Here is a 20,330-nt window from a genome sequence, read left to right on the forward strand (position 1 = left end):
GATTTATCCTTAAAGTTCCGGGGCAACGAGATCGGCTACCGCACCATCCACAATGAGCGGCGCGCCGGTCATGGCCTGCAATTCCTCAAACGTCATCGCCGGCAATTTTTCGCGCAGCACGAAACGACCGTCCACTACGTCGATCACCGCATGGCTGGTATAGATGCGGGTGATGCAGCCGACGCCGGTCAGCGGGAAGCTGCATTTTTCAACCAGCTTCGGTTCGCCGTTCTTGGTGACATGTTCGGTAATGACGAAAACCTGTTTGGCGCCATGCACCAGATCCATGGCGCCGCCGACGGCCGGCACGCCCTTGGAACCGACGCGCCAATTGGCGAGATCGCCATTTTGCGCCACCTGATAGGCCCCTAGGATCGCCACATCCAGATGCCCGCCGCGCACCATGGCGAAGCTGTCGGCATGGTGGAAGAAGGCGGCACCCGGCTTCAATGTCACGGCCTTCTTGCCGGCATTGATGAGGTTCCAGTCCTCCTCGCCTTCCGGCGGGGCCTCGCCGAAATTCAATATACCGTTTTCGGTGTGGAAGATCGCCTGACGGCCGGGCGGCTGGTAGCGCGCCACCATTTCCGGAAAGCCGATGCCGAGATTGACGTAAGCGCCGTCCTCGATGTCCTGCGCCGCGCGCCAGGCAATCTGAGCGTTGGAAAGCTTGATATCGTCGCGGGTGTCGATGGTCTGGGTCATGCGTAGGCTACTCCGGCGCGAATGAGGACTTCTTCCTGTTGCGGATCGGGGATTTCCACGACGCCGTTCACAAAAATGCCTGGCGTCACGACATGCTCCGGGTCGATCTCGCCGGCGGCGACGATCCTGGAGACCTGCGCGATGGTGGTCTTTGCGGCCATGCACATCAGCGGGTTAAAATTGCGACCCGCCTTGTTGTAGGTGAGGTTGCCGTAGGTATCGCCAAGCTCGGCCTTGACGATGGCGAAATCCGCCTTCAGCCAGCGTTCCTGCACGTAGGAGCGGCCGTCGAATTCCGCGATCACCTTGCCATTGGCCAGTTCGGTGCCGAAGCCCGTCGGGGTGTAGAAGGCCGGAATGCCGGCACCGCCGGCGCGGATGCGCTCGGCGAGCGTGCCCTGCGGCACCAGTTCCAGCTCGATTTCGCCGGCCAGATACCGGTCTGTAAAGGCGCGCGGATCGGAAGAGCGCGGGAAAGAGCAGATCATCTTTTTGACCATGCCCGCGTCGATCATCGCGGCGATGCCGATGCGGCCATTGCCGGCATTGTTGTTGATGACCGTCAGGTTCTTCGGCCCCTTGTCGATCAATGCGTGGATCAACTCGATCGGCGCGCCGGATCCGCCGAAACCGCCGATCATGATCGTCGCACCGTTGCCGATACCCGAAAGCGCCTCTTCGGCGCTCTTGATTGTCTTGTCCATTCTCAAAACCTCCATCCAGCCGAGCGGATGGACCGACAGGGCTGCGTGGCCCTGAGGTAAAGCCGAAACAGTCTCGACGGCAAGAGTTTTGTGCGTTATATGATTTTTGTTCGTATATCGCACAAACGGAGCTTGGATATGGCCGTCAGCGAAAGAGACATGATGGGCGGTCTCGCCAAGGGTTTGCGGGTCATCGAGGCCTTCAGCGCCGAGCGGCCGCGGCTTTCCATCTCCGATGCCGCCGAGATCGCCGGGCTGGACCGCGCCACGACGCGGCGTTGTCTGCTGACGCTTTCGGAACTTGGTTATGCGGCTTATGACGGCAAGTTCTTCACCGTGACGCCAAAGGTGCTGCGGCTCGGCACCGGCTGTTTGGCCACCATGCCGCTTCCGAAGATCGTCCAGCCGCTCATCGACCGTCTCTCGGAGGAGATCGGCCAAAGCACCTCGGTTTCCATCCTGGACGAGACCGAAATCGTTTATGTCGCCCGCGCCGCCCAGCAGCGAGTGATGTCGATTGCGCTGATGCCGGGGTCACGCCTGCCCGCCTATTGCACCTCGATGGGCCGCGTTCTTCTTTCCGCACAACCGCCTGAGCGGCGGCGCGACATTCTCGAAGCCTCCCGGCGGGTTGCCCGCACGGAAAAGACGACCACCGACATGGACGCCCTGCTCGCCGAAATCGAGGTGAGCGGCCATCGCGGCTATGCGCTGATCGATCAGGAAGTGGAGATCGGGCTTCGCTCCATCGCCGTGCCGCTGAAAAGCGTGCGTGGCCAGACGGTGGCCGCGCTCAATGTCGGGCTTGCCGCCTCGGTCGCCTCGATGGAGGACCTGGTGGAGCGTTATCTGCCGGCGCTTCTTTCCGTTCAGCGGGAACTGGCGAGAATGCTGGTCTGAGGCGGTGTCAACGACGCGCCGGTATCGCCCATTTTGCGCTGTTCGGCGAGCCGCCAGGCGCGCGGCGTCAGGCCGGCCTCCCGCCTGAAGAAGCGGTTGAAATAAGCGGGATCGGCAAAACCCAGCCCTTCCGCAATCATCTGCACACTGGAGACAGTAAAGACCAGTTCCTGCTGGGCGATCTCGATCTGACGCTTGGCGATCAGCCGTTGCAGGCTGAGGCCGGACACCGAACGGACCAGACGGTTGAGATGTGTCTCGGAAAGGCCGAGCTTCCCTGCATAAAACCCGGCTTTCTGCGGCTCGCGAATATGGCGGGCGATCAGCGACAGCAACCGTTCGAAACGCTGCTCGGCAAGGCCTTCGCCACTCGTTTCCAGAAGCGGCTGCGCCGCCCGTGAGAGAAGCGTGACGACAGTGGCGAGCTGGCCTTCGATCATCGCGTCGCGACCGATCTCGCGGGCCTCATATTCCGTGGATATCCGTTCGAAACCGCTGCGCAAACAGTCTTTTTCGGCAAAGTCCCGCAACGGCAGAAGCACCGGCTGCTGAAAATTCCGCAGCAACAGCGCTTGCACCGATGCCGGCAGCGCGCCCGGCAGCATCGTGACGATCACTCCACCGATATCGCGTGAAAAGCGGAAGCCGTGTTCGAAACCCGGCGGCACGATGATGACGACCGGCGGGCGGATCGGCTCGATGCGGCCTTCCAGCAACGCATCGCCCTCGCCACCGAAAATGTACAAGATTTGCAGAAAGGCGGAATGACGGTGCAGGCCGATTTCAAAGCGGTGCAGGCTGCTACGCGAAAAAAGCGTCTCGCAATGGAAGCGAAAATCGGTGCCTTGCGCGGCTTCTTCCCCATAAAGCCCTTCATTGGCAGTCACCCGCATCTCACCTTCACTCCTCCGCACAATGGTCGGATAGTGCAATTTACGGACCGGAAAGTCCATTGAGCTTGTGGCCTGTCTTGGTCAAGTTCTTGACCGGAGACAAGTTCGGGAGGACATAATGCGTACACAGGTCGTCATCATCGGCTCTGGCCCGTCAGGGCTTCTGCTTGGCCAGCTTCTGGCGAGAGCCGGCGTCGAGACCGTCATTCTCGACCGGGTCAGCAAGGATTATATCCTCGGTCGCGTTCGTGCCGGAGTGCTGGAAGAAGGCACAGTGCAGCTGATGGAAAAGGTCGGCGCGGATAAGCGTCTGCGTCGGGAAGGCCTGCCGCATGACGGTTTTTCGCTGACCTTCGATGGTCGCGACCACCGTATCGATCTGTTCGATCTGACCGGCGGCAAACGCGTGATGGTTTACGGCCAGACCGAGGTCACGCACGATCTGATGGATGTGCGCGAGGCGGCAAACCTAGTGACCATCTACGACGCCGCCAATGTCGAGCCGCATGATTTTGATGGCGCAAGCCCCTATGTCACCTATCAAAAAGACGGCGTAAACCACCGGATCGATTGCGATTTCATCGCCGGTTGCGATGGTTTTCACGGGGTCAGTCGCAAATCCGTGCCTGATGGAGCCATCAAGCAATTCGAGAAGGTCTACCCTTTCGGCTGGCTTGGCATTCTGGCCGATGTGCCGCCGGTCAACCACGAACTCATCTATGCCAATCACCCGCGCGGTTTTGCCCTCTGCTCCATGCGCTCCAACACCCGTAGCCGGTATTACATCCAATGTTCGCTGGATGACCGGCCCGAGGACTGGAGCGACGAGCGCTTTTGGGATGAAATCCGCCGCCGCCTGCCGGAAAGCCACGCAGATGTCATGGTAACTGGCGCTTCCTTTGAAAAATCCATCGCGCCGCTCCGCTCCTTCGTCAGCGAGCCGATGCGGTTCGGACGGCTGTTTCTGGCCGGAGACGCTGCCCATATCGTGCCGCCGACGGGCGCCAAGGGCCTTAACCTCGCCGCCAGCGACGTGCATTATCTGAGCGAAGCGCTGATCGAGTTTTATCGCGACAGGTCTGAAGCCGGCATCGACGCTTATTCGCAGAAGGCGCTTTCCCGCGTCTGGAAGGCCGTGCGTTTCTCGTGGTGGATGACAACGATGATGCATCGTTTTCCCGATACGGAGGATTTCGGCCAGCGCATCCAGGAGGCGGAACTGGATTATCTCGTGCAATCGCGCGCCGCTTCCACGGCGCTTGCGGAGAATTATGTGGGGCTTCCTTACTGAGGGGCAGCCTCCGCCTTCCCATCCAACAAATCACCGGCTGCCTCGCGGATTGCCTGCATCAGCAGCGACAGCGGCAGCGAGGGCTGCGTATCGGCGCGGACAGTCAGCCCCACAGGGCCGCTGGTATCGCCGGTCTCGACCGGCAGGATGGCCAGAATGCCATCGGCCACATCCGCCGCCACCACGCCCTCCGAAATGATCCAGATTGCATCGCTGGTACGCAGGAAGGCGCGGCCGAAGGCATCCGACACGGTTTCGATGCGGATCGGCAGAGCCGGAACGCCGTTGGCGATCAAAAACTGCTCGACGACGGGGCCGATGACGGATTGCCGTGTCGGCATCAGCACCGGATATTCGTGCAGGTGATCGAAAATCGAAAGGCCGGGCGATAAAAGCGAATGGCCGGCACGAACCACGAAGCGCACCTTTTCCGAATAGAGGTGCTCGAAGGAAAAACCCGCCATTTTCTGCGGCGCGGCGAGACGCCCAACGACAAGATCGAGATCGCCAACGCGCAGCTGCTCCAAAAGCACCGCGTTTTCACCCGTCACGATCTTCACCGGACTACCGGTCTTCTCCGCCAGAAATCCAGCCATCGCCTTCGGCATGATGCGCACCGACACGGTCGGCAGAGCCCCAACCCGCACCGGCGGACCGGCGCGCGCCGCCTCCTGCGAGACCGAATCGACCGCCTGACGCAACGCCGTCATCGTCGCACCGGCATGGCGCAGGAATACCTCGCCGTAGCGGCTGATGCGGATGCCGCGTCCCTCCCGCTCCAGCAGCGACACGCCGAGAACGTCTTCCAGCTCGCGGATGGTCTTCGTCACCGCAGGCTGGCTGACATGCAGGATTTCCGCAGCGCGGATGACGCTTTTCTGGCGCGCCACCTCCACGAAGGTCTGCAGATGCCGGAACTTGATGCGCTGATCGACCATCGCTCATATAATCCAGTGGTTATGGTTTTCATCGATAATGTCATTTTACTTAACCGGAACCGGCTTGCAATACTCTTCGCAGGGAGGAGCATGCCATGCATTTTCTGCGCTGCGGCGAGACTGTGATCCATTATCGCGTCAAGGGATTGGGCAGCGGCAAGCCTGTCATCGCCTTCATCAATTCGCTCGGCACCGATTTCCGCATCTGGGATGCGGTTATCGAGGCGCTCGGTGATGACTATGCCTATGTCCTGCACGACAAGCGCGGCCACGGACTTTCCGATGTCGGGCGTGCTCCCTATTCCATCGACGATCACGCCGGTGACCTGATTGCGCTTCTCGATCATCTCGAGATCAAAAACGCCGTCATCTGGGGCCTGTCGGTCGGCGGACTGATTGCGCAGGGACTTTATGCGCGACGGCCCGATCTCGTCCGCGCTTTGGTGCTCAGCAATACAGCTCACAAGATCGGCACGACTGAGATGTGGGACGCCCGGATCGACAAGATCGCCGCCGATGGCCTCGCCTCACTGGTCGATCCCGTCATGGAGCGCTGGTTCACGCCACGCTTCCGCCAGCCTGAGAATGCCGCCTATGCCGGCGCGCGCAACATGCTCTCGCAACAGCCGGAAGCGGGTTATAGCGGCACCTGCGCCGCCATTCGTGATGCGGATTTTACCGAACAGGCCGGGCGTATCGCCGTGCCGACGCTCTGTATCGCGGGTGATCAGGACGGCTCCACCCCGCCGGAACTGGTGCAATCGCTGGCGGGTCTCATCCCCAAGAGCCGTTTCGTCACCATCGCCGGCTGTGGCCACATTCCCTGCCTTGAACAGCCGCTGGTCTATGCACAGGCGGCCTCCATTTTTCTGAAGACCTTGCCGGAGCATTGACCGATGGCGGACCATATCGACAAGAACGAACGTTTCGAACAGGGCATGAAAACCCGCCGCGCGGTGCTGGGCGACGCCCATGTCAACCGCGCGCAGACCATGACGTCCGATTTCGACCAGCCTTTCCAGCAGCTCATCACCGAAGGTGCATGGGGCACGGTCTGGTCCGGCAACCACTTCACGAAGCGCGAACGCTCGATCGTCACCATCGCCTTGCTGGCGGCGCTGGGGCAGGATGAGGAACTGGCCATGCATGTGCGCGCCACCGTCAATACCGGCGCCACGGAAGCGGATATTCGCGAGGCGCTGCTGCATGTGGCGATCTATGCCGGCGTGCCCGCCGCCAACCATGCTTTCAAGATCGCCAAGCTTGCCCTGGTCAGCATGAAGGCCGATAGTTCCGCTGATAATTCTGGCAATGGGGAGGAGACGAAATGAGCAACCAACCGCCTGAAACCGGGCCGTTCTTCGCGCGCAACCGCGACATTCACCCGCTGGCCTATGCGCCCGGCTACAAGACGTCGATCCTTCGCTCGCCGCAGCGCGCGCTGATTTCGCTTGAGGGCACCAAGAGCGAGATCACCGGCCCCGTTTTCGGTCATGGCATGCTCAACCCGCTGGATAACGACCTCATCCTCAACTATGCCCGCCCCGGCGAAATGCCGATCGGCCCGCGGATTCTGGTGCATGGCCGGGTGCTGGACGAGCGTGGCCGCGGCGTGGATGGCGCGCTGGTGGAATTCTGGCAGGCCAATGCCGGCGGCCGTTACCGCCACAAGAAGGAAAGTTATCTCGCCGCCATCGATCCAAATTTCGGCGGCGTTGGCCGCACGATTACGGATGAAAACGGCTATTACTGGTTCAAGACCATCCAGCCGGGCGCTTACCCCTGGCCAAACGGCGTCAATGACTGGCGCCCGGCCCATATCCATTTCTCGGTCTTCGGCCATGGCTTTGCCCAGCGGCTGATCACCCAGATGTATTTCGAGGGCGATCCGCTGATCTGGAAATGTCCGATCGTCAAGACGATTCCCGATGAGGATGCGATCAAAAGACTGATCGCGCCGCTTGACATGAACGCGACGCTGCCGATGGACATGCTGGCCTATAAGTTCGATATCGTTCTGCGCGGCCGCCGCTCGACCCTTTTCGAAAACCGCATGGAGGGCAACTGACCATGGTCCAGCCGCTCAACTATTTCAAGGAAACCGCTTCGCAGACGGCAGGCCCCTATGTGCATATTGGTTGCACGCCGAATTTCGTCGGCATCGAAGGCGTGTTCGAAAAGGATCTGGGTTCCGGTCCGCTTTATAACGACAAGGCTCGCGGCGAACGCATCAGCGTGCGCGGCACGGTCTATGACGGTGCGGGCATGGCGCTGAAGGATGCGCTGATTGAGATCTGGCAGGCCGATACCGACGGTTATTACAACAGCCCCAGCGAAACCCGGGGCAAGGCCGACCCGAATTTCATCGGCTGGGGCCGCTCGCCGGGCGACATGGATACCGGCGAATTCGTCTTCGAGACTATCAAGCCCGGCACGGTGCCGTTCCGCGATGGCCGGCCGATGGCGCCGCACATCACCTTCTGGATCGTTGCGCGCGGCATCAATATCGGCCTGCAGACCCGCATGTATTTCCCGGAAGAACAGGAAGCGAATGCGGCCGACCCGGTTCTTGCCCGTGTCGAGCAGAAAAGCCGCATCGCCACGCTTGTCGCCAAAAAGGAGGAAGGCAACGTCTATCGTTTCGATATCCGCCTTCAGGGCGAAGGCGAAACCGTGTTTTTCGATATCTGAGAGAGGCGGAAGATGAGCCTTTCTCCCTTCGAGCACCCGTTCCTGTCAGGCCTTTTCGGCGATAGCGAAATCGTCGAGCTGTTTTCGGCAAGGGCGGATATCGACGCCATGATCCGTTTCGAAACGGCGCTGGCAGAGGCGCAGGTGGGAACAGGCATCATCTCCGAAGAGGTGGCGGAGACAATCGTCTCGGGGCTTTCGGAGTTTGCTGCCGATATCACCGCCCTTCGCCGTGAAGTCGAGAAAGACGGCGTGGTGGTGCCTGAACTCGTGCGGCAAATGCGGGCAGCCGTCCCTGGCGAGGCGGCGGAAAAGGTGCATCTCGGCGCAACCAGCCAGGATGTCATCGATACCAGCCTGATGCTGCGACTGAAAATGGCAACGGAAATCATCGCCGCACGGCTTGGCCGACTCATCGATGCGCTCGGCGACATCGCCTCCCGCGATGGCCATAACGCGCTCACCGGTTATACCCGCATGCAGGCCGCCATCGGCATCACGGTGGCCGACCGCGCGGCGAGCTGGATTGCGCCGCTCGAGCGCCATCTGCTCAGGCTCGAAACCTTCGCGCAAAGCGGTTTTGCCCTGCAATTCGGCGGTGCGGCCGGAACGTTGGAAAAGCTCGGCGTCAATGCCGGAGCCGTGCGGGCCGATCTCGCCATGCGGCTCGGCCTTGCAGACAAACAGCAATGGCAGAGCCAGCGCGACGGTATCGCCGAATTCGGCAATACTCTCTCGCTCGTGACGGGGACGCTCGGCAAGTTCGGGCAGGATATCGCCCTGATGGCCGAACTCGGTACGGAAATCCGTCTCTCCGGCGGCGGCGGTTCTTCCGCCATGCCGCACAAGCAAAATCCGGTCAATGCCGAAACGCTGGTGGCGCTTGCCCGCTTTAATGCCGTGCAGATATCCGCGCTGCATCAGTCGCTCGTACATGAACAGGAACGGTCCGGCGCGGGCTGGATGCTGGAATGGCTGTCGCTTCCGCAAATGGTGACGGCAACGGGTGCCTCGCTGCTGATCGCCGAACGGCTGGCAGCGCAGATAGACAGGCTCGGCGCGAACGAAAACTAACCGCAGGGCGGGTTCGTTTTGAGCGCATCAAGGAGTTTCCGGCACTGCCAGACAGCATGCCGGAAGCGAGTTGACCGCGCGTGGAAAGCGCTTGTGGTTTCGCGCCTTAGCCTTTGATAATAAATGATTTACTTGAAAATCCGACAAATGAAAAAACAGCGCGGAAGCTGTTTTTTAACCGGACATAATGCTTGACATAAAAATGAACTAACTGGTACAAACATTATGATTAACACCATGCCGACGAGGAAGGCTCAAAGCCTTTGGCGGCAGGAGCATATAAAAATGGAGGGCTTTGGCGCCGGGAGGTTCCAGAGCAATGCGGACAAGGCAAAACGCCTGTCCGGACCCGAACGGGTTGGGAGGAAGAATGTCTTACAGTCTCGATTTTTCGGCAGTCATAGAGCGCCTGCCCGAGCTGCTTTTGGCCTGTCTTGCGACAATCGGCCTGGCGATTGCCGGCATGTCGCTCGCGACAGTCATCGGCGTTCTGGGCGTTGTTGCCCGCCGTTCGCGCTTCAAGCTGCTACGCGGCCTCGTCATCGGCTTTGTGGAAGCCATCCGCAACACGCCGTTTCTGGTGCAGATATTCTTCATCTTCTTCGCCCTGCCGCAGATCGGCATCAAGCTCAACCCGACCGTGACCGCCATCATCGCGCTCGCTCTCAACGGCGGCGCCTATGCGATTGAAATCATTCGCGGCGGCGTCGATTCCATTCCCAAGGGCCAGGTGGAGGCGGGACTGGCGCTCGGCCTGCACCGCGCGCAGATTTTCCGCCATATCATCCTGAAGCCGGCGCTGCGGGCGGTTTATCCCTCGCTCACCAGCCAGTTCATCATGCTGACGCTGACCACCTCGGTCTGTACCTCGATCGCGGCTTACGAACTGACATCGGTGGCGCAGAAGATCGAGGCGGATACGTTCCGTTCCTTCGAGGTCTATTTCTCGATCACGCTGCTTTATCTGGTCATTTCCTCACTGATGATGGGAATTTTTGCGCTCATCTCGCGTGCATCCTTCAGCTATCCGGTCAAGTGAGGAAAAGACAATGGCATCAATCGGTCCCAACGAACTCTTCTTCCTGATGCAAGGCCTGAAATGGACCCTTGCGCTGACCCTGATCGGTTTCATCGGCGGCGGTGTCTTCGGCCTTTGCGTGGCGCTGGCCCGCGTCGCGGACAGCCCGGCAATCCAGCGTGCGAGCATGGCTTTCATCGCCGTTTTCCAGGGCACGCCGCTCCTGATGCAGCTTTTCGTGGTTTATTACGGCGTGGCGCTTGCGGGCCTCAACGTCGATGCCTGGATCGCGGTCGCCATCGCCTTTACCCTGCATGCCAGCGCCTTCCTCGGCGAAATCTGGCGCGGCGGCATCCAGGCAGTGCCGAAGGGCCAGACCGAGGCCGCCAATGCGCTCGGCCTGCATTACGTATCACGCATGAAAGACGTGGTTCTGCCGCAGGCCTTCAAGATTTCGCTGCCGGCGACCATCGGTTTCCTCGTGCAACTCATCAAGGGCACCTCGCTTGCGGCAATCGTCGGCTTCGTCGAGCTGTCGCGCGCCGGCCAGATCGTCTCCAACCAGACATTCCGTCCGCTCACCGTCTTCGCCATCGTCGGCATCATTTATTTCCTGATCTGCTGGCCGCTTTCCCTGTGGGGCGCCGGCGTTGAAAAGCGGCTGCAGGCCGCGTCCCGTTAATCGTCAAAAATCATCTCATCAGCTTTGTAAGGAGGAGCAAAAGATGAAAACTACCAACATGAAATTCTCACGCCGCGCCCTGCTCGCGCTTGCCGCGGCAACCGTCGCCCTGCCCTTCGTCGCGCCGGTCGATGCTTCCGCCGCCACGGTGGAAGAGGCCAAGGCCAAGGGCAAGGTCGTCATCGGCATTCAGGGCGATAATTCGCCATGGGGCTTCGTCAATTCCAGCGGCGTGCAGGATGGTCTGGATGCCGATATCGGCAAGGCCTTTGCCGACTATCTCGGCGTCAAGGTGGAATTCGTGCCGCTCGCCGTGGCCAACCGCATCCCGGCACTTTTGACCGGCAAGGTCGACGTGCTTTTCGCCACCATGGCCATGACCGCAGAACGCGCCAAGAGCATCCAATATTCCAAGCCCTACGTCGGCAACGTGTTTTCCGTCTACGGCCCGAAAGACAAGAAGATCGCCGGTTTTGACGATCTGACCAGCCTCAACGTCGGCGTGCCGAAATCGAGCGCCATGGATACGGCCATCACCGCCGGCGCGGGTTCCAAGGCCAATATTCTGCGCTTCGATGATGACGCCGCGAATATTCAGGCGCTGATTTCCGGCCAGGTCGAAGCGGTTGGCGGCAACATGTTTTATGGCGACCGGCTGAACAAGGCGGCCGAAGGTAAATACGAGTCGAAGTTCGATCTGACGACGATGTATAACGGCGCCGGCACACGTCCTGGCGAAAAGGACTGGAACGAGACCATCAACGCCTTCCTCGACAAGATCAAGTCGGATGGCCAGCTCGCCAAGATCTACGACAAGTGGATGAAGCGAGATATTCCGGCCTTCCCGGAAAGCCTGCCGGATATTCCTTTCACCGTGAAGTGAAGGATTGGACGAGGCTGAGATTGGGAGGAGTAACCAATGGGAATCTTTGAGACAAAGACACGTTGGCGGACGGCCCTCGCAGTCGGATTGGCAGCACTGCTGCCGATCCTGACACCCGCAGGGGCAGATGCCCGGACGCTGGAAGAGGCAAAATCCAGCGGCAAGATCGTGATAGGCATCCAGGGCGACAACGCGCCCTGGGGCTTCATCAATTCATCCGGCGTGCAGGAAGGCTACGATGCCGACCTGGCCAGGGGGTTTGCGGATTATCTCGGCCTGAAGGTCGAGTTCGTGCCGCTTGCCGTCGCCAACCGCATTCCGTCGCTGCGCACCGGCAAGGTTGATGCCCTGTTCGCATCGATGGGGATGACACCGGAACGTGCCAAGAACGTGCAATATGCACAGCCTTACGCGCATAACGTCATGTCGGTTTACGCCACCAAGGACAAGAAGATCGCCAATTTCGACGATCTGACGGGGATGACCGTCGGCGCACCGAAATCCAGCCCGATGGACACAGCCTTGACCGCCGGCGCGGGTACGAAAGCGAATATCCTTCGTTTCGATGACGACGCCGCCACCATCCAGGCGATCCTGTCGGGCCAGATCGAGGCGATCGGCGGCAACCAGTTTTATGGTGACCGCCTCGCGGCGGCCGGCGGCAAGGATTACGAGGTGAAGTTCGACCTCGTGACCCTCTACAACAGCGCCGCCACGCGCCCGGGTGAAAAGGACTGGAACGAAGCGCTGAACGCCTGGCTCGATAAGGCCAAGGCCAATGGCGACCTCGCAAAAGTCTATGCCAAATGGATGAAGCGCCCGGTTCCGGACTTCCCGGCCTCGCTTCCCGACATTCCCTACACCATCAACTAAACGCCGCTGCAAAGCATGAAGGAAAGTTCCATGTCGCAATCCTCCGCCGCACAGGCTCCGCTGATCGCCCTTGAAGGGGTTGGAAAGTGGTATGGAGCCTTCCATGCGCTTAAAGGCGTCAACATGACGGTTCGCAAAGGCGAAAAGATCGTTCTTTGCGGCCCGTCCGGTTCGGGCAAATCCACCCTTATCCGCTGCATCAACCATCTGGAGGAAATCCAGGAGGGCAAGATCACGGTCGAGGGCACCACGTTGTCGGATTCAAGCCGCGCCATCGATGCGGTTCGCCGCGAAGTGGGCATGGTGTTCCAGAGCTTCAATCTCTTCCCGCACAAGACCATCATGGAAAACTGTACCCTTGCCCCCATGCGGGTGAAGGGTCTCTCCAAGGCCGATGCGGAGGCGACGGCGCGCAAATATCTGGAGCGCGTGCGCATACTCAACCAGGCCGACAAATACCCGGCACAGCTTTCCGGCGGCCAGCAGCAGCGTGCGGCCATCGCCCGGGCGCTATGCATGGAACCGAAGGCCATGCTGTTCGACGAGCCGACCTCGGCACTCGACCCGGAAATGGTGAAGGAAGTGCTCGACACCATGATCGGCCTTGCCCGCGACGGCATGACGATGATCTGCGTGACCCATGAAATGGGTTTCGCCCGCCAGGTGGCCGACCGTGTCGTCTTCATGTCGGAAGGCGAGATCATCGAGGAAGGCCCGCCGGAAGAATTCTTCCGCGATCCCAAGCACCAGCGTACGCGCACGTTCCTCGGCGAAATTCTCGCCCACCACTGAGGTTCGCGCGCTCTTAAGGCGGGCGGGATCGTCCCGCCTCTCCCACACCGTCCGATGAGCGACATCAGATCATGACAGAAAAAACCGTCTTCAAGGTCGGCCTGATAGGCGCCGACATCCAGCTTTCCAAATCGCCCGCGCTGCATATGCGCGAGGGGGCGGCCCATGGCCTCGACTATTCCTACGAGCTTGTGGATGTTACCGCCCGCAAACTGCCGCAGAGTAGCCTTCCCGCTCTTCTCGACGAGCTGGAGGCGCGCGGTTTTGCCGGGACGAACATCACCCATCCCTTCAAGCAGGCCATTATTCCGCATCTGCATGAACTCTCCGACGATGCCCGCATGCTGGGCGCGGTCAACACGGTCGTCTTCCGGGATGGACGCCGTATCGGCCACAATACCGACTGGTACGGTTTTTACGAAAGCTTCGTGCGTGGCCTGCCGGATGCAAAGCGCGACCGGGCGCTTCTGGTCGGCGCAGGTGGTGCAGGCGTTGCAGTGGCCCATGCCGCGTTGAAGCTCGATATTATCAGGCTCGATATTGTCGACCGGGATTTTCCAAGAGCCGAACGTCTCGCCGACGAGCTCGATGCCCGTTTTGGTGAAGGCCGCGCCTTCGCGGTGAAGGACCCGGTCGACTCGCTGCCCTTTGCCGATGGCCTGATCCATGCCACGCCGATGGGCATGCCCGCCCATCCCGGCATGCCGGTTGCGGCCGAGCTGATCGAACAAAAGCACTGGGTCGCCGATATCGTCTATATGCCGCTGGTGACCGAGCTTCTGGCGACTGCGGCCAGCAAGGGATGCCGAACCCTGCCCGGCGGCGGCATGACCGTATTCCAGGCCGTCGGCGCATTTCGCCTCTTTTGCGGCCGCGAGCCGGATGCGAAACGGATGACGGCGCATTTCACAGAACTTTGCATGGCGGAGGGCGTGGCATGAGCCTTTTTACGATCCTGAACGGTCCGAACCTCAATTTGCTCGGCCAGCGCCAGCCGGAGATTTACGGCTACGAGACGCTCGCCGATGTCGAGGCCGATTGCCGTGCCATCGCCGAAGCCGCCGGCCACGAGCTGTTTTTTGCCCAGAGCAACCGGGAATATGAGCTGATCGACTGGATCCACGAAGCCCGCGGCAAGTCCGCGGGCATCGTCATCAATCCGGGCGCATTTACCCATACGTCAGTGGCGATCCTCGATGCGCTGAACGCCTTCGAGGCACCGGTCATCGAGGTCCATATTTCCAACATCCACAAACGCGAGGTCTTCCGGCACCATTCCTATGTGTCGACCCGTGCCGAAGGCGTGATCGCTGGTCTTGGCATCGAAGGTTACGGGGTGGCGCTACGCCACCTCATCAACCGTCTTTCCCGATCCTCGTAATATGCTCGGGCTTCAGCACATAGCGCAGCAACATCTCCGCCACATGTGCGGACAGCGCTTCCTGGCCGGCCTCACTGAAAAGCGTATCGCCAAAATTGAACGAAAAAGTTTCGGTGTTCGAGACGTTGTAAAAAGACAGTGCACTGATCTGCCAATGCAGCTCAAGAGCGTCCAATCCCGGCCGGAACAGGCCGGCATCCTGCCCGCGCTTCAATATTCGCCGCATGATCTCGATGGCGGGCCGGTTGACGTTGCGGATCGCCTCCGAAACCCTGATGTGCCTGCCGTGGTGAATGTTTTCCGTCATGACCATGCGGACAAAAGCGGGGTTGCGACGGTGATGCTCGAAGGTGAACCGACAGAGCTTCTCCAGTGCGGCAATCGGCTCCAGATCATCCAGCTCAAGGTTGCCTTCGCCGCCGCGCACCTGCGCATAGGCCGCCTCCAGGACGCGTTTGTAGAGGCCTTCCTTGTCGCCGAAATAATAATAGATCATGCGCTTGGACGTGCGCGTGCGCGCCGCGATCTCATCGATGCGCGCGCCGGAGAGGCCGTTCTGCGAAAACTCATCCATGGCGACGGAAAGAATGTCGCGGCGCACCCCTTCCGGATCGCGCTTCGCCTGCCGGCTTTCTCGGGTTGCGTTCGAAGTCGCGCTTTTGGTCATTATCCATTCCATCGGTGCGGCGGCGGCCTGCGGTCACGCCCTGCTTATTAACCAATTAGTACATAAGGCTGAAAAGGAAGGCAATATGGCGAGCTATGACACAGGAAGACACGGCATGCCAATGCGCACATCCATCGCAACCGTGTCGATCAGCGGCGAGTTTCCCGAAAAGCTGGCGGCCATCGCCAAGGCCGGCTTTTCCGGCGTGGAGATTTTCGAGAATGATTTCCTGACCTATGACGCCTCCCCGCGCGAGGTGAAGGCGCTTGCCGCCGATCATGGTCTCGATATCACCCTCTTCCAGCCGTTCCGCGATTTCGAGGGCATGCCGGAACCGCACCGCGCCCGCGCCTTCGAGAGGGCTGAGCGGAAATTCGATATCATGGGCGAACTCGGCACTGATCTGATGCTGATCTGCTCGAATGTCTCTCCGGTCTCGCTCGGCGGCATCGACCGCGCCGCGGCCGATTTCCATGAGCTCGGTGAACTGGCCGCAAAACATGGCGTGCGCGTCGGTTACGAGGCGCTGGCCTGGGGCCGCCATATCAGCGATCACCGCGATGCCTGGGAGGTGGTGCGCCGTGCCGATCACGCCAATGTCGGGATCATTCTCGACAGTTTCCACACGCTATCGCGCAAGATCGACCCCAATTCGATCCGCTCCATTCCGGGCGACAAGATCTTCATCGTGCAGCTGGCCGATGCGCCGCTGATCGACATGGACCTGCTCTACTGGAGCCGCCATTTCCGCAACATGCCGGGTGAAGGCGATCTGCCTGTCGTGGACTTCATGCGCGCCGTGGCCGCGACGGGTTATAGCGGCCCGCTGTCGCTGGAAATCTTCAACGACCAGTTCCGCGGCGGCTCCGCCCGGCTGCTTGCCGAAGATGGCCACCGCTCGTTGATCAACCTGATGGACCAGGTGCGACGGCTCGAACCCGATATCCGCATCGACGTGCCTGCCATGCCGGAAAGGGTTGAAACGCAGGGTGTGGAATTTGTCGAGTTCACCACGGCACCCGAGGAAAAGGCCAATCTGGAAGTGCTGCTCGCCACGCTTGGTTTTGAAAAATCGGCGCAGCACCGCAACCGCGCGGTCGATCTTTATACGCAGGGCGATATCCGTATCGTCATCAATACCAGCGATGACGGCGACAGTTTTGCCGGTGCCTCCTATTCGATCCACGGCACCAATGCCTATGCCTTCGGGCTGAAGGTCGACGATGCCAAGGCGGCGCTGGCGCGGGCCGAAGCGCTCGGCGCACCGACCTTCGCAGAACCGCGCAACACGGACGAAGTTGCCGTTCCCGCCATTCAGGGCGTGGGCAATGGCGTCATCTATTTCCTCGATGCGTCACCGGCGCTCGCCTCCATCTGGGACAAGGAATTCGAGCCGATTCAGGGGCAGAAGGCGGTGAGCGATGCCGGCCTGACGCGTATCGATCATCTCGCGCAAACAACGCATTATGATGAAATGCTGACCTGGCTTCTGTTCTACACCTCGCTGTTTTCCTCCCGCCGCACACCGATGATCGATGTGGTCGATCCCGGCGGGCTGGTGCGCAGCCAGGCGATTGAAAGCGTGCCGGCAGCGAATTTTCGCCTGACCATGAACGGCGCGGACAATCGCAAGACCTTTGCCGGCAAATTTCTGGCGGAGGGTTTCGGCACCAGCATCCAGCACATCGCCTTTGCCACCGACAATATTTTCGCCACGGCCAAGGCGATGCAGGCGCGCGGCTTTCACGCCCTGCCGATCTCGCGCAATTATTACGACGATCTGGAAGCCCGATTCGGGCTGGAGCCGGAATTCTCCGATGCCCTGCGAGAAGCAAGCATTCTTTATGACCGCGACGACAATGGTGAATATTTCCAGATCTACAGCCGTACCTTCGGTGAGGGCTTTTTCTTCGAGGTCATCGAAAGGCGTGGTGCTTACGGCGGTTATGGCGCCATGAACGCCCCCTTCCGCATTGCCGCGCAACGACGCCTTGCGCCGCCGGTCGGCATGCCGAAGGAATAAGTCCCGGCACAGCAATTCGATCGGGCCGCAGCCGGCAGAAATGCCGCTGCGGCCCGTTTCGTTCAAGGCAAGGTCGTTATTTCATAGTCGCGCGGAATGGCGGAGGTCGCCGTAAACCAGGCAGATGCCCGCGTCCGCTGCTGATGAAAGTCAAAGGCAGGACGATCGGCAAAAAGCTCCTTCACCCGCCAGACCAGCGGATCGTCGGTCTGGGACACCTCGAAAGAAATGCAACCGGGTTCCGCTCTCGTCAGGCGAATATGGTCGGGAAGATGCTGCCGCACCAGTTCAACATCATCTTCCGATAAGCACCGTAGAAAACCGCTCAACCTGACCGCGCCTGCCTTGTTGTTCATGCCTGACATCCATTCCTCGTCGCCCACACCTCGGGCAGCGCTTTGCGCGCTCTGCCCGATTGCACTAGAACGTGGATATCGCCACGCTCCTCAGCTTTGCAAACTATAAATATATTCGTCTGCCTGCGGATAGGAAGACGGCCCTTAACGACAACGATTCTGCGACATAGGCATCTTTACGGAGCATTCGGTGCAAATCCGCGCTCAAAATCGATGCGCCTGCACATTTGTAGAGCAGTACACAAAAATTGTTCAACACTCTGGACATGATTGTTCTGTTTTGTTAGCTTTTTCGGCAAAACAAGGGTGGGGAATAAAGTTTCATGCGCATCGTGGAATCGGCGGCCGACGCAAATTATCCTGATGAGACCTGCGAGGTCATCAGCTGCGCTTCCGTGGCAATGCGGGCCTTGAATTGCCCGGCGGCGTCCAAGGCGTTTTCCACCGGCAAAGCGGCCTGAAACATGCAGTCCCTCGAGACATCCCCGTCCTGTCCGCATGGTGTCGCCCCGCGCATGCCTGCCTGCAACCCATTCCCCTTTTCCATTTCAGATGACTGCGCCAGAATTGCCGCGCAGGCCATGCCGGAGACGATGATATGACTGCCGCAAACGCAAACGCCCTCCTGTCCGTCGAAGGCCTGAGCGTCGAGTTTGGAAACAGCCGCGTCGTGGACGATATCTCCTTCCGCGTGGAACCCGGCCGCACCGTCGCGGTCGTTGGCGAATCCGGGTCGGGAAAATCGGTCACGTCGCTCTCCACCATGCGCCTTGCGGACATGATGGGCGCGACCTACCCCACCGGCAAAATCCTGTTTGAAGGCAAGGACTTGCTGAAGGCGTCGCAGAAAGAGATGCGCTCGATCCGCGGCAAGGAGATCGCCATGATCTTCCAGGAGCCGATGACCTCGCTCAACCCTGTCTTCACCATTGGCGACCAGATCTGCGAAGTGCTTGTTCTGCATGAGAAGCTCGGCAAGACGGCTGCGATGGACCAGGCAAAGCAACTGCTCGACATGGTGCGCCTGCCCGATGCGGCGGAGCTTCTGAAACGTTATCCGCACCAGCTTTCCGGCGGCATGCGCCAGCGCGTGATGATAGCCATGGCGCTCGCCTGCCGGCCGAAGCTTTTGATCGCCGACGAACCGACGACGGCGCTTGATGTGACCATTCAGGCGCAGATTCTCAACATCATGCGCGACCTGCAGAAGAAGCTCGGCATGGGCATGGTCTTTATCACCCATGATATGGGCGTTGTGGCGGAAATGGCCGATGACGTCGTTGTCATGTGGAAGGGCAAGAAGGTCGAGGAAGGCCCGGTCAAGGATATCTTCGCCAACCCGCAGCACCCGTACACGCGCGCCCTGCTTTCCGCCGTGCCGCGTCTCGGCAGCATGGAGGGCGAAGCGTTTCCGAAGCGCCTGCCGCTCACCGTGTTGCAGGATGGCCAGCCGGTGGTGATCGGTGAAGAACGCGTGCAGGACACCGCCAAATATGATCAGAAACCGCTTCTGTCGGTGAAGGACCTGTTCGTTCGCTTCGATATTCGCAAGAACCTGTTCGGCAAGGCGACGCACCGCCTGAGCGCGGTGCAGAAGGTCAGTTTCGACATCCATGCCGGCGAGACGCTGGCGCTGGTGGGCGAATCCGGTTCCGGCAAATCCACCATCGGCCGCACCATCCAGCAGCTGCAAACGGCTGTATCAGGCGAAATTTCCTTCAACGGCCGCAGCTATTCGCAGATGTCGGCGGCGGAGCGGTTCCGCATGCGCCAGGAAGTGCAATATATCTTCCAGGACCCCTTCGCCTCGCTCGATCCGCGCAAGACGGTCGGGTTTTCGATTGCCGAACCGATCAACACTCATGGTTTGATCAATGATCAGAAGGCCGTACGCCGGCGCGTGGATGAGTTGCTGGAACGCGTGGGCCTCAGCTCGGAACATGCCGCGCGTTATCCGCACGAGTTTTCGGGCGGCCAGCGCCAGCGCGTCTGCATCGCCCGCGCACTCGCCTCCGATCCGAAGCTCATCATTGCAGACGAAGCGCTGTCGGCGCTCGACGTCTCCATTCAGGCGCAGATCATCAATCTGTTCATGGATTTGCAGGCCGAGCGCGGTCTCGCTTATCTCTTCATCAGCCATGACATGGCTGTCGTGGAAAAGATGAGCCATCGCGTAGCCGTGCTTTATCTCGGCCAGATCATGGAGATGGGCAGCCGCCAGCAGGTCTTCGAAACGCCGACGCATGATTATACCCGCCGCCTGCTTTCGGCCGTGCCGGTCGCCGATCCGACCATTGAGCGCCGCATCGCCATGATCGAGGGCGAAATACCCAATCCCGTGCGCCGTGTCGGTGATGAGCCGACCATATTCGCCCATGAGGAAATCAATCCGGGCCACTTCATTGCGAAGAGCGCCTGAATAACAACCAGAACCGCAACCATCTGAAGAGGAACAGGTA

Annotated in this window: 22 protein-coding genes; 16 read left to right on the forward strand and 6 right to left on the reverse strand. The window is 60.2% G+C overall.

Going from position 1 to position 20,330, the window contains the following annotated elements:
• Nucleotides 1–9 precede the first annotated feature (9 nt).
• Nucleotides 10–705 (reverse strand): CoA transferase subunit B, encoded by a 696-nt coding sequence (locus tag GSF67_RS16225; protein WP_006316539.1) that lies wholly within the window; start codon nucleotides 703–705, stop codon nucleotides 10–12.
• Nucleotides 702–1,409 carry a 3-oxoacid CoA-transferase subunit A gene (locus GSF67_RS16230; RefSeq protein WP_006316540.1) on the reverse strand — a complete coding sequence of 236 codons (708 nt, stop codon included), beginning with the start codon at nucleotides 1,407–1,409 and terminating at the stop codon, nucleotides 702–704. Before GSF67_RS16230 ends, GSF67_RS16225 begins: the two co-directional genes overlap by 4 nt.
• A 138-nt stretch (nucleotides 1,410–1,547) precedes the next feature.
• Between GSF67_RS16230 and GSF67_RS16235 the strand changes: the two genes are divergently transcribed.
• Nucleotides 1,548–2,309 (forward strand): IclR family transcriptional regulator, encoded by a 762-nt coding sequence (locus GSF67_RS16235; protein ID WP_006316541.1) that lies wholly within the window; start codon nucleotides 1,548–1,550, stop codon nucleotides 2,307–2,309.
• Here the strand turns inward: GSF67_RS16235 and GSF67_RS16240 are convergent.
• Complete coding sequence (locus GSF67_RS16240) at nucleotides 2,279–3,202, reverse strand: helix-turn-helix domain-containing protein (RefSeq protein WP_006316542.1); 924 nt, start codon at nucleotides 3,200–3,202, stop codon at nucleotides 2,279–2,281. The genes GSF67_RS16235 and GSF67_RS16240 overlap by 31 nt on opposite strands.
• Before the next feature lie 118 nt (nucleotides 3,203–3,320).
• Here GSF67_RS16240 and pobA point away from each other — a divergent pair, with 118 nt between their 5' ends.
• Nucleotides 3,321–4,493, forward strand: coding sequence for a 4-hydroxybenzoate 3-monooxygenase (pobA, locus tag GSF67_RS16245; RefSeq protein WP_006316544.1), 1,173 nt, complete (start codon nucleotides 3,321–3,323; stop codon nucleotides 4,491–4,493).
• Here the strand turns inward: pobA and pcaQ are convergent.
• The gene (pcaQ, locus tag GSF67_RS16250) at nucleotides 4,487–5,431 is read right to left on the reverse strand and encodes a pca operon transcription factor PcaQ (protein ID WP_006316545.1); all 945 of its coding nucleotides are present in this window, start codon (nucleotides 5,429–5,431) and stop codon (nucleotides 4,487–4,489) included. The two genes, pobA and pcaQ, sit on opposite strands and share 7 nt — an antisense overlap.
• Nucleotides 5,432–5,526: 95 nt before the next feature.
• Here pcaQ and pcaD point away from each other — a divergent pair, with 95 nt between their 5' ends.
• From pcaD to aroQ, 12 genes are all read left to right on the forward strand, one after another.
• Nucleotides 5,527–6,324, forward strand: coding sequence for a 3-oxoadipate enol-lactonase (gene pcaD / locus GSF67_RS16255; protein ID WP_006316546.1), 798 nt, complete (start codon nucleotides 5,527–5,529; stop codon nucleotides 6,322–6,324).
• A 3-nt stretch (nucleotides 6,325–6,327) separates the two neighbouring features.
• A complete protein-coding gene (gene pcaC / locus GSF67_RS16260; RefSeq protein WP_006316547.1) occupies nucleotides 6,328–6,762 on the forward strand; it encodes a 4-carboxymuconolactone decarboxylase in 435 nt (144 codons plus the stop codon).
• Nucleotides 6,759–7,499 (forward strand): protocatechuate 3,4-dioxygenase subunit beta, encoded by a 741-nt coding sequence (gene pcaH / locus GSF67_RS16265; protein WP_006316548.1) that lies wholly within the window; start codon nucleotides 6,759–6,761, stop codon nucleotides 7,497–7,499. The genes pcaC and pcaH overlap by 4 nt, the downstream gene beginning before the upstream one ends.
• A 2-nt stretch (nucleotides 7,500–7,501) precedes the next feature.
• A complete protein-coding gene (gene pcaG / locus GSF67_RS16270; RefSeq protein WP_006316549.1) occupies nucleotides 7,502–8,122 on the forward strand; it encodes a protocatechuate 3,4-dioxygenase subunit alpha in 621 nt (206 codons plus the stop codon).
• Between the two features lie 12 nt (nucleotides 8,123–8,134).
• Nucleotides 8,135–9,196, forward strand: a complete 1,062-nt coding sequence (locus GSF67_RS16275; protein ID WP_006316550.1) for a 3-carboxy-cis,cis-muconate cycloisomerase — start codon at nucleotides 8,135–8,137, stop codon at nucleotides 9,194–9,196.
• Between the two features lie 370 nt (nucleotides 9,197–9,566).
• The gene (locus GSF67_RS16280; protein WP_006316551.1) at nucleotides 9,567–10,235 is read left to right on the forward strand and encodes an amino acid ABC transporter permease; all 669 of its coding nucleotides are present in this window, start codon (nucleotides 9,567–9,569) and stop codon (nucleotides 10,233–10,235) included.
• Nucleotides 10,236–10,245: 10 nt separating this feature from the next.
• The gene (locus GSF67_RS16285) at nucleotides 10,246–10,896 is read left to right on the forward strand and encodes an amino acid ABC transporter permease (protein ID WP_006316552.1); all 651 of its coding nucleotides are present in this window, start codon (nucleotides 10,246–10,248) and stop codon (nucleotides 10,894–10,896) included.
• A gap of 43 nt (nucleotides 10,897–10,939) precedes the next feature.
• A complete protein-coding gene (locus tag GSF67_RS16290; RefSeq protein ID WP_006316553.1) occupies nucleotides 10,940–11,779 on the forward strand; it encodes a transporter substrate-binding domain-containing protein in 840 nt (279 codons plus the stop codon).
• 36 nt (nucleotides 11,780–11,815) lie between these two features.
• On the forward strand, nucleotides 11,816–12,652 hold the full coding sequence (locus GSF67_RS16295) for a transporter substrate-binding domain-containing protein (protein ID WP_006316554.1): 837 nt from the start codon (nucleotides 11,816–11,818) through the stop codon (nucleotides 12,650–12,652).
• A 30-nt stretch (nucleotides 12,653–12,682) separates the two neighbouring features.
• Nucleotides 12,683–13,444, forward strand: coding sequence for an amino acid ABC transporter ATP-binding protein (locus GSF67_RS16300; RefSeq protein ID WP_006316555.1), 762 nt, complete (start codon nucleotides 12,683–12,685; stop codon nucleotides 13,442–13,444).
• 71 nt (nucleotides 13,445–13,515) lie between these two features.
• Entirely contained in the window at nucleotides 13,516–14,385 is an 870-nt protein-coding gene (locus tag GSF67_RS16305; protein WP_006316557.1) for a shikimate dehydrogenase, read from the forward strand.
• A complete protein-coding gene (gene aroQ / locus GSF67_RS16310) occupies nucleotides 14,382–14,825 on the forward strand; it encodes a type II 3-dehydroquinate dehydratase (protein WP_006316558.1) in 444 nt (147 codons plus the stop codon). The genes GSF67_RS16305 and aroQ overlap by 4 nt, the downstream gene beginning before the upstream one ends.
• On the opposite strand, the gene GSF67_RS16315 is transcribed toward aroQ, so the two are convergent.
• A complete protein-coding gene (locus GSF67_RS16315) occupies nucleotides 14,800–15,492 on the reverse strand; it encodes a TetR family transcriptional regulator (protein WP_006316559.1) in 693 nt (230 codons plus the stop codon). The two genes, aroQ and GSF67_RS16315, sit on opposite strands and share 26 nt — an antisense overlap.
• 121 nt (nucleotides 15,493–15,613) lie before the next feature.
• On the opposite strand from GSF67_RS16315, the gene GSF67_RS16320 reads away from it, so the two are divergent.
• Complete coding sequence (locus GSF67_RS16320; protein ID WP_035216869.1) at nucleotides 15,614–17,515, forward strand: bifunctional sugar phosphate isomerase/epimerase/4-hydroxyphenylpyruvate dioxygenase family protein; 1,902 nt, start codon at nucleotides 15,614–15,616, stop codon at nucleotides 17,513–17,515.
• A gap of 62 nt (nucleotides 17,516–17,577) precedes the next feature.
• On the opposite strand, the gene GSF67_RS16325 is transcribed toward GSF67_RS16320, so the two are convergent.
• Nucleotides 17,578–17,880, reverse strand: a complete 303-nt coding sequence (locus GSF67_RS16325) for a putative quinol monooxygenase (protein ID WP_035216882.1) — start codon at nucleotides 17,878–17,880, stop codon at nucleotides 17,578–17,580.
• A 589-nt stretch (nucleotides 17,881–18,469) separates the two neighbouring features.
• Between GSF67_RS16325 and GSF67_RS16330 the strand changes: the two genes are divergently transcribed.
• On the forward strand, nucleotides 18,470–20,290 hold the full coding sequence (locus GSF67_RS16330) for an ABC transporter ATP-binding protein (RefSeq protein ID WP_006316566.1): 1,821 nt from the start codon (nucleotides 18,470–18,472) through the stop codon (nucleotides 20,288–20,290).
• Nucleotides 20,291–20,330: the final 40 nt, after the last annotated feature.

The organism is Agrobacterium sp. CGMCC 11546 (genome assembly GCF_013365515.1).
Taxonomy (GTDB): Bacteria; Pseudomonadota; Alphaproteobacteria; order Rhizobiales; family Rhizobiaceae; genus Agrobacterium; species Agrobacterium fabrum.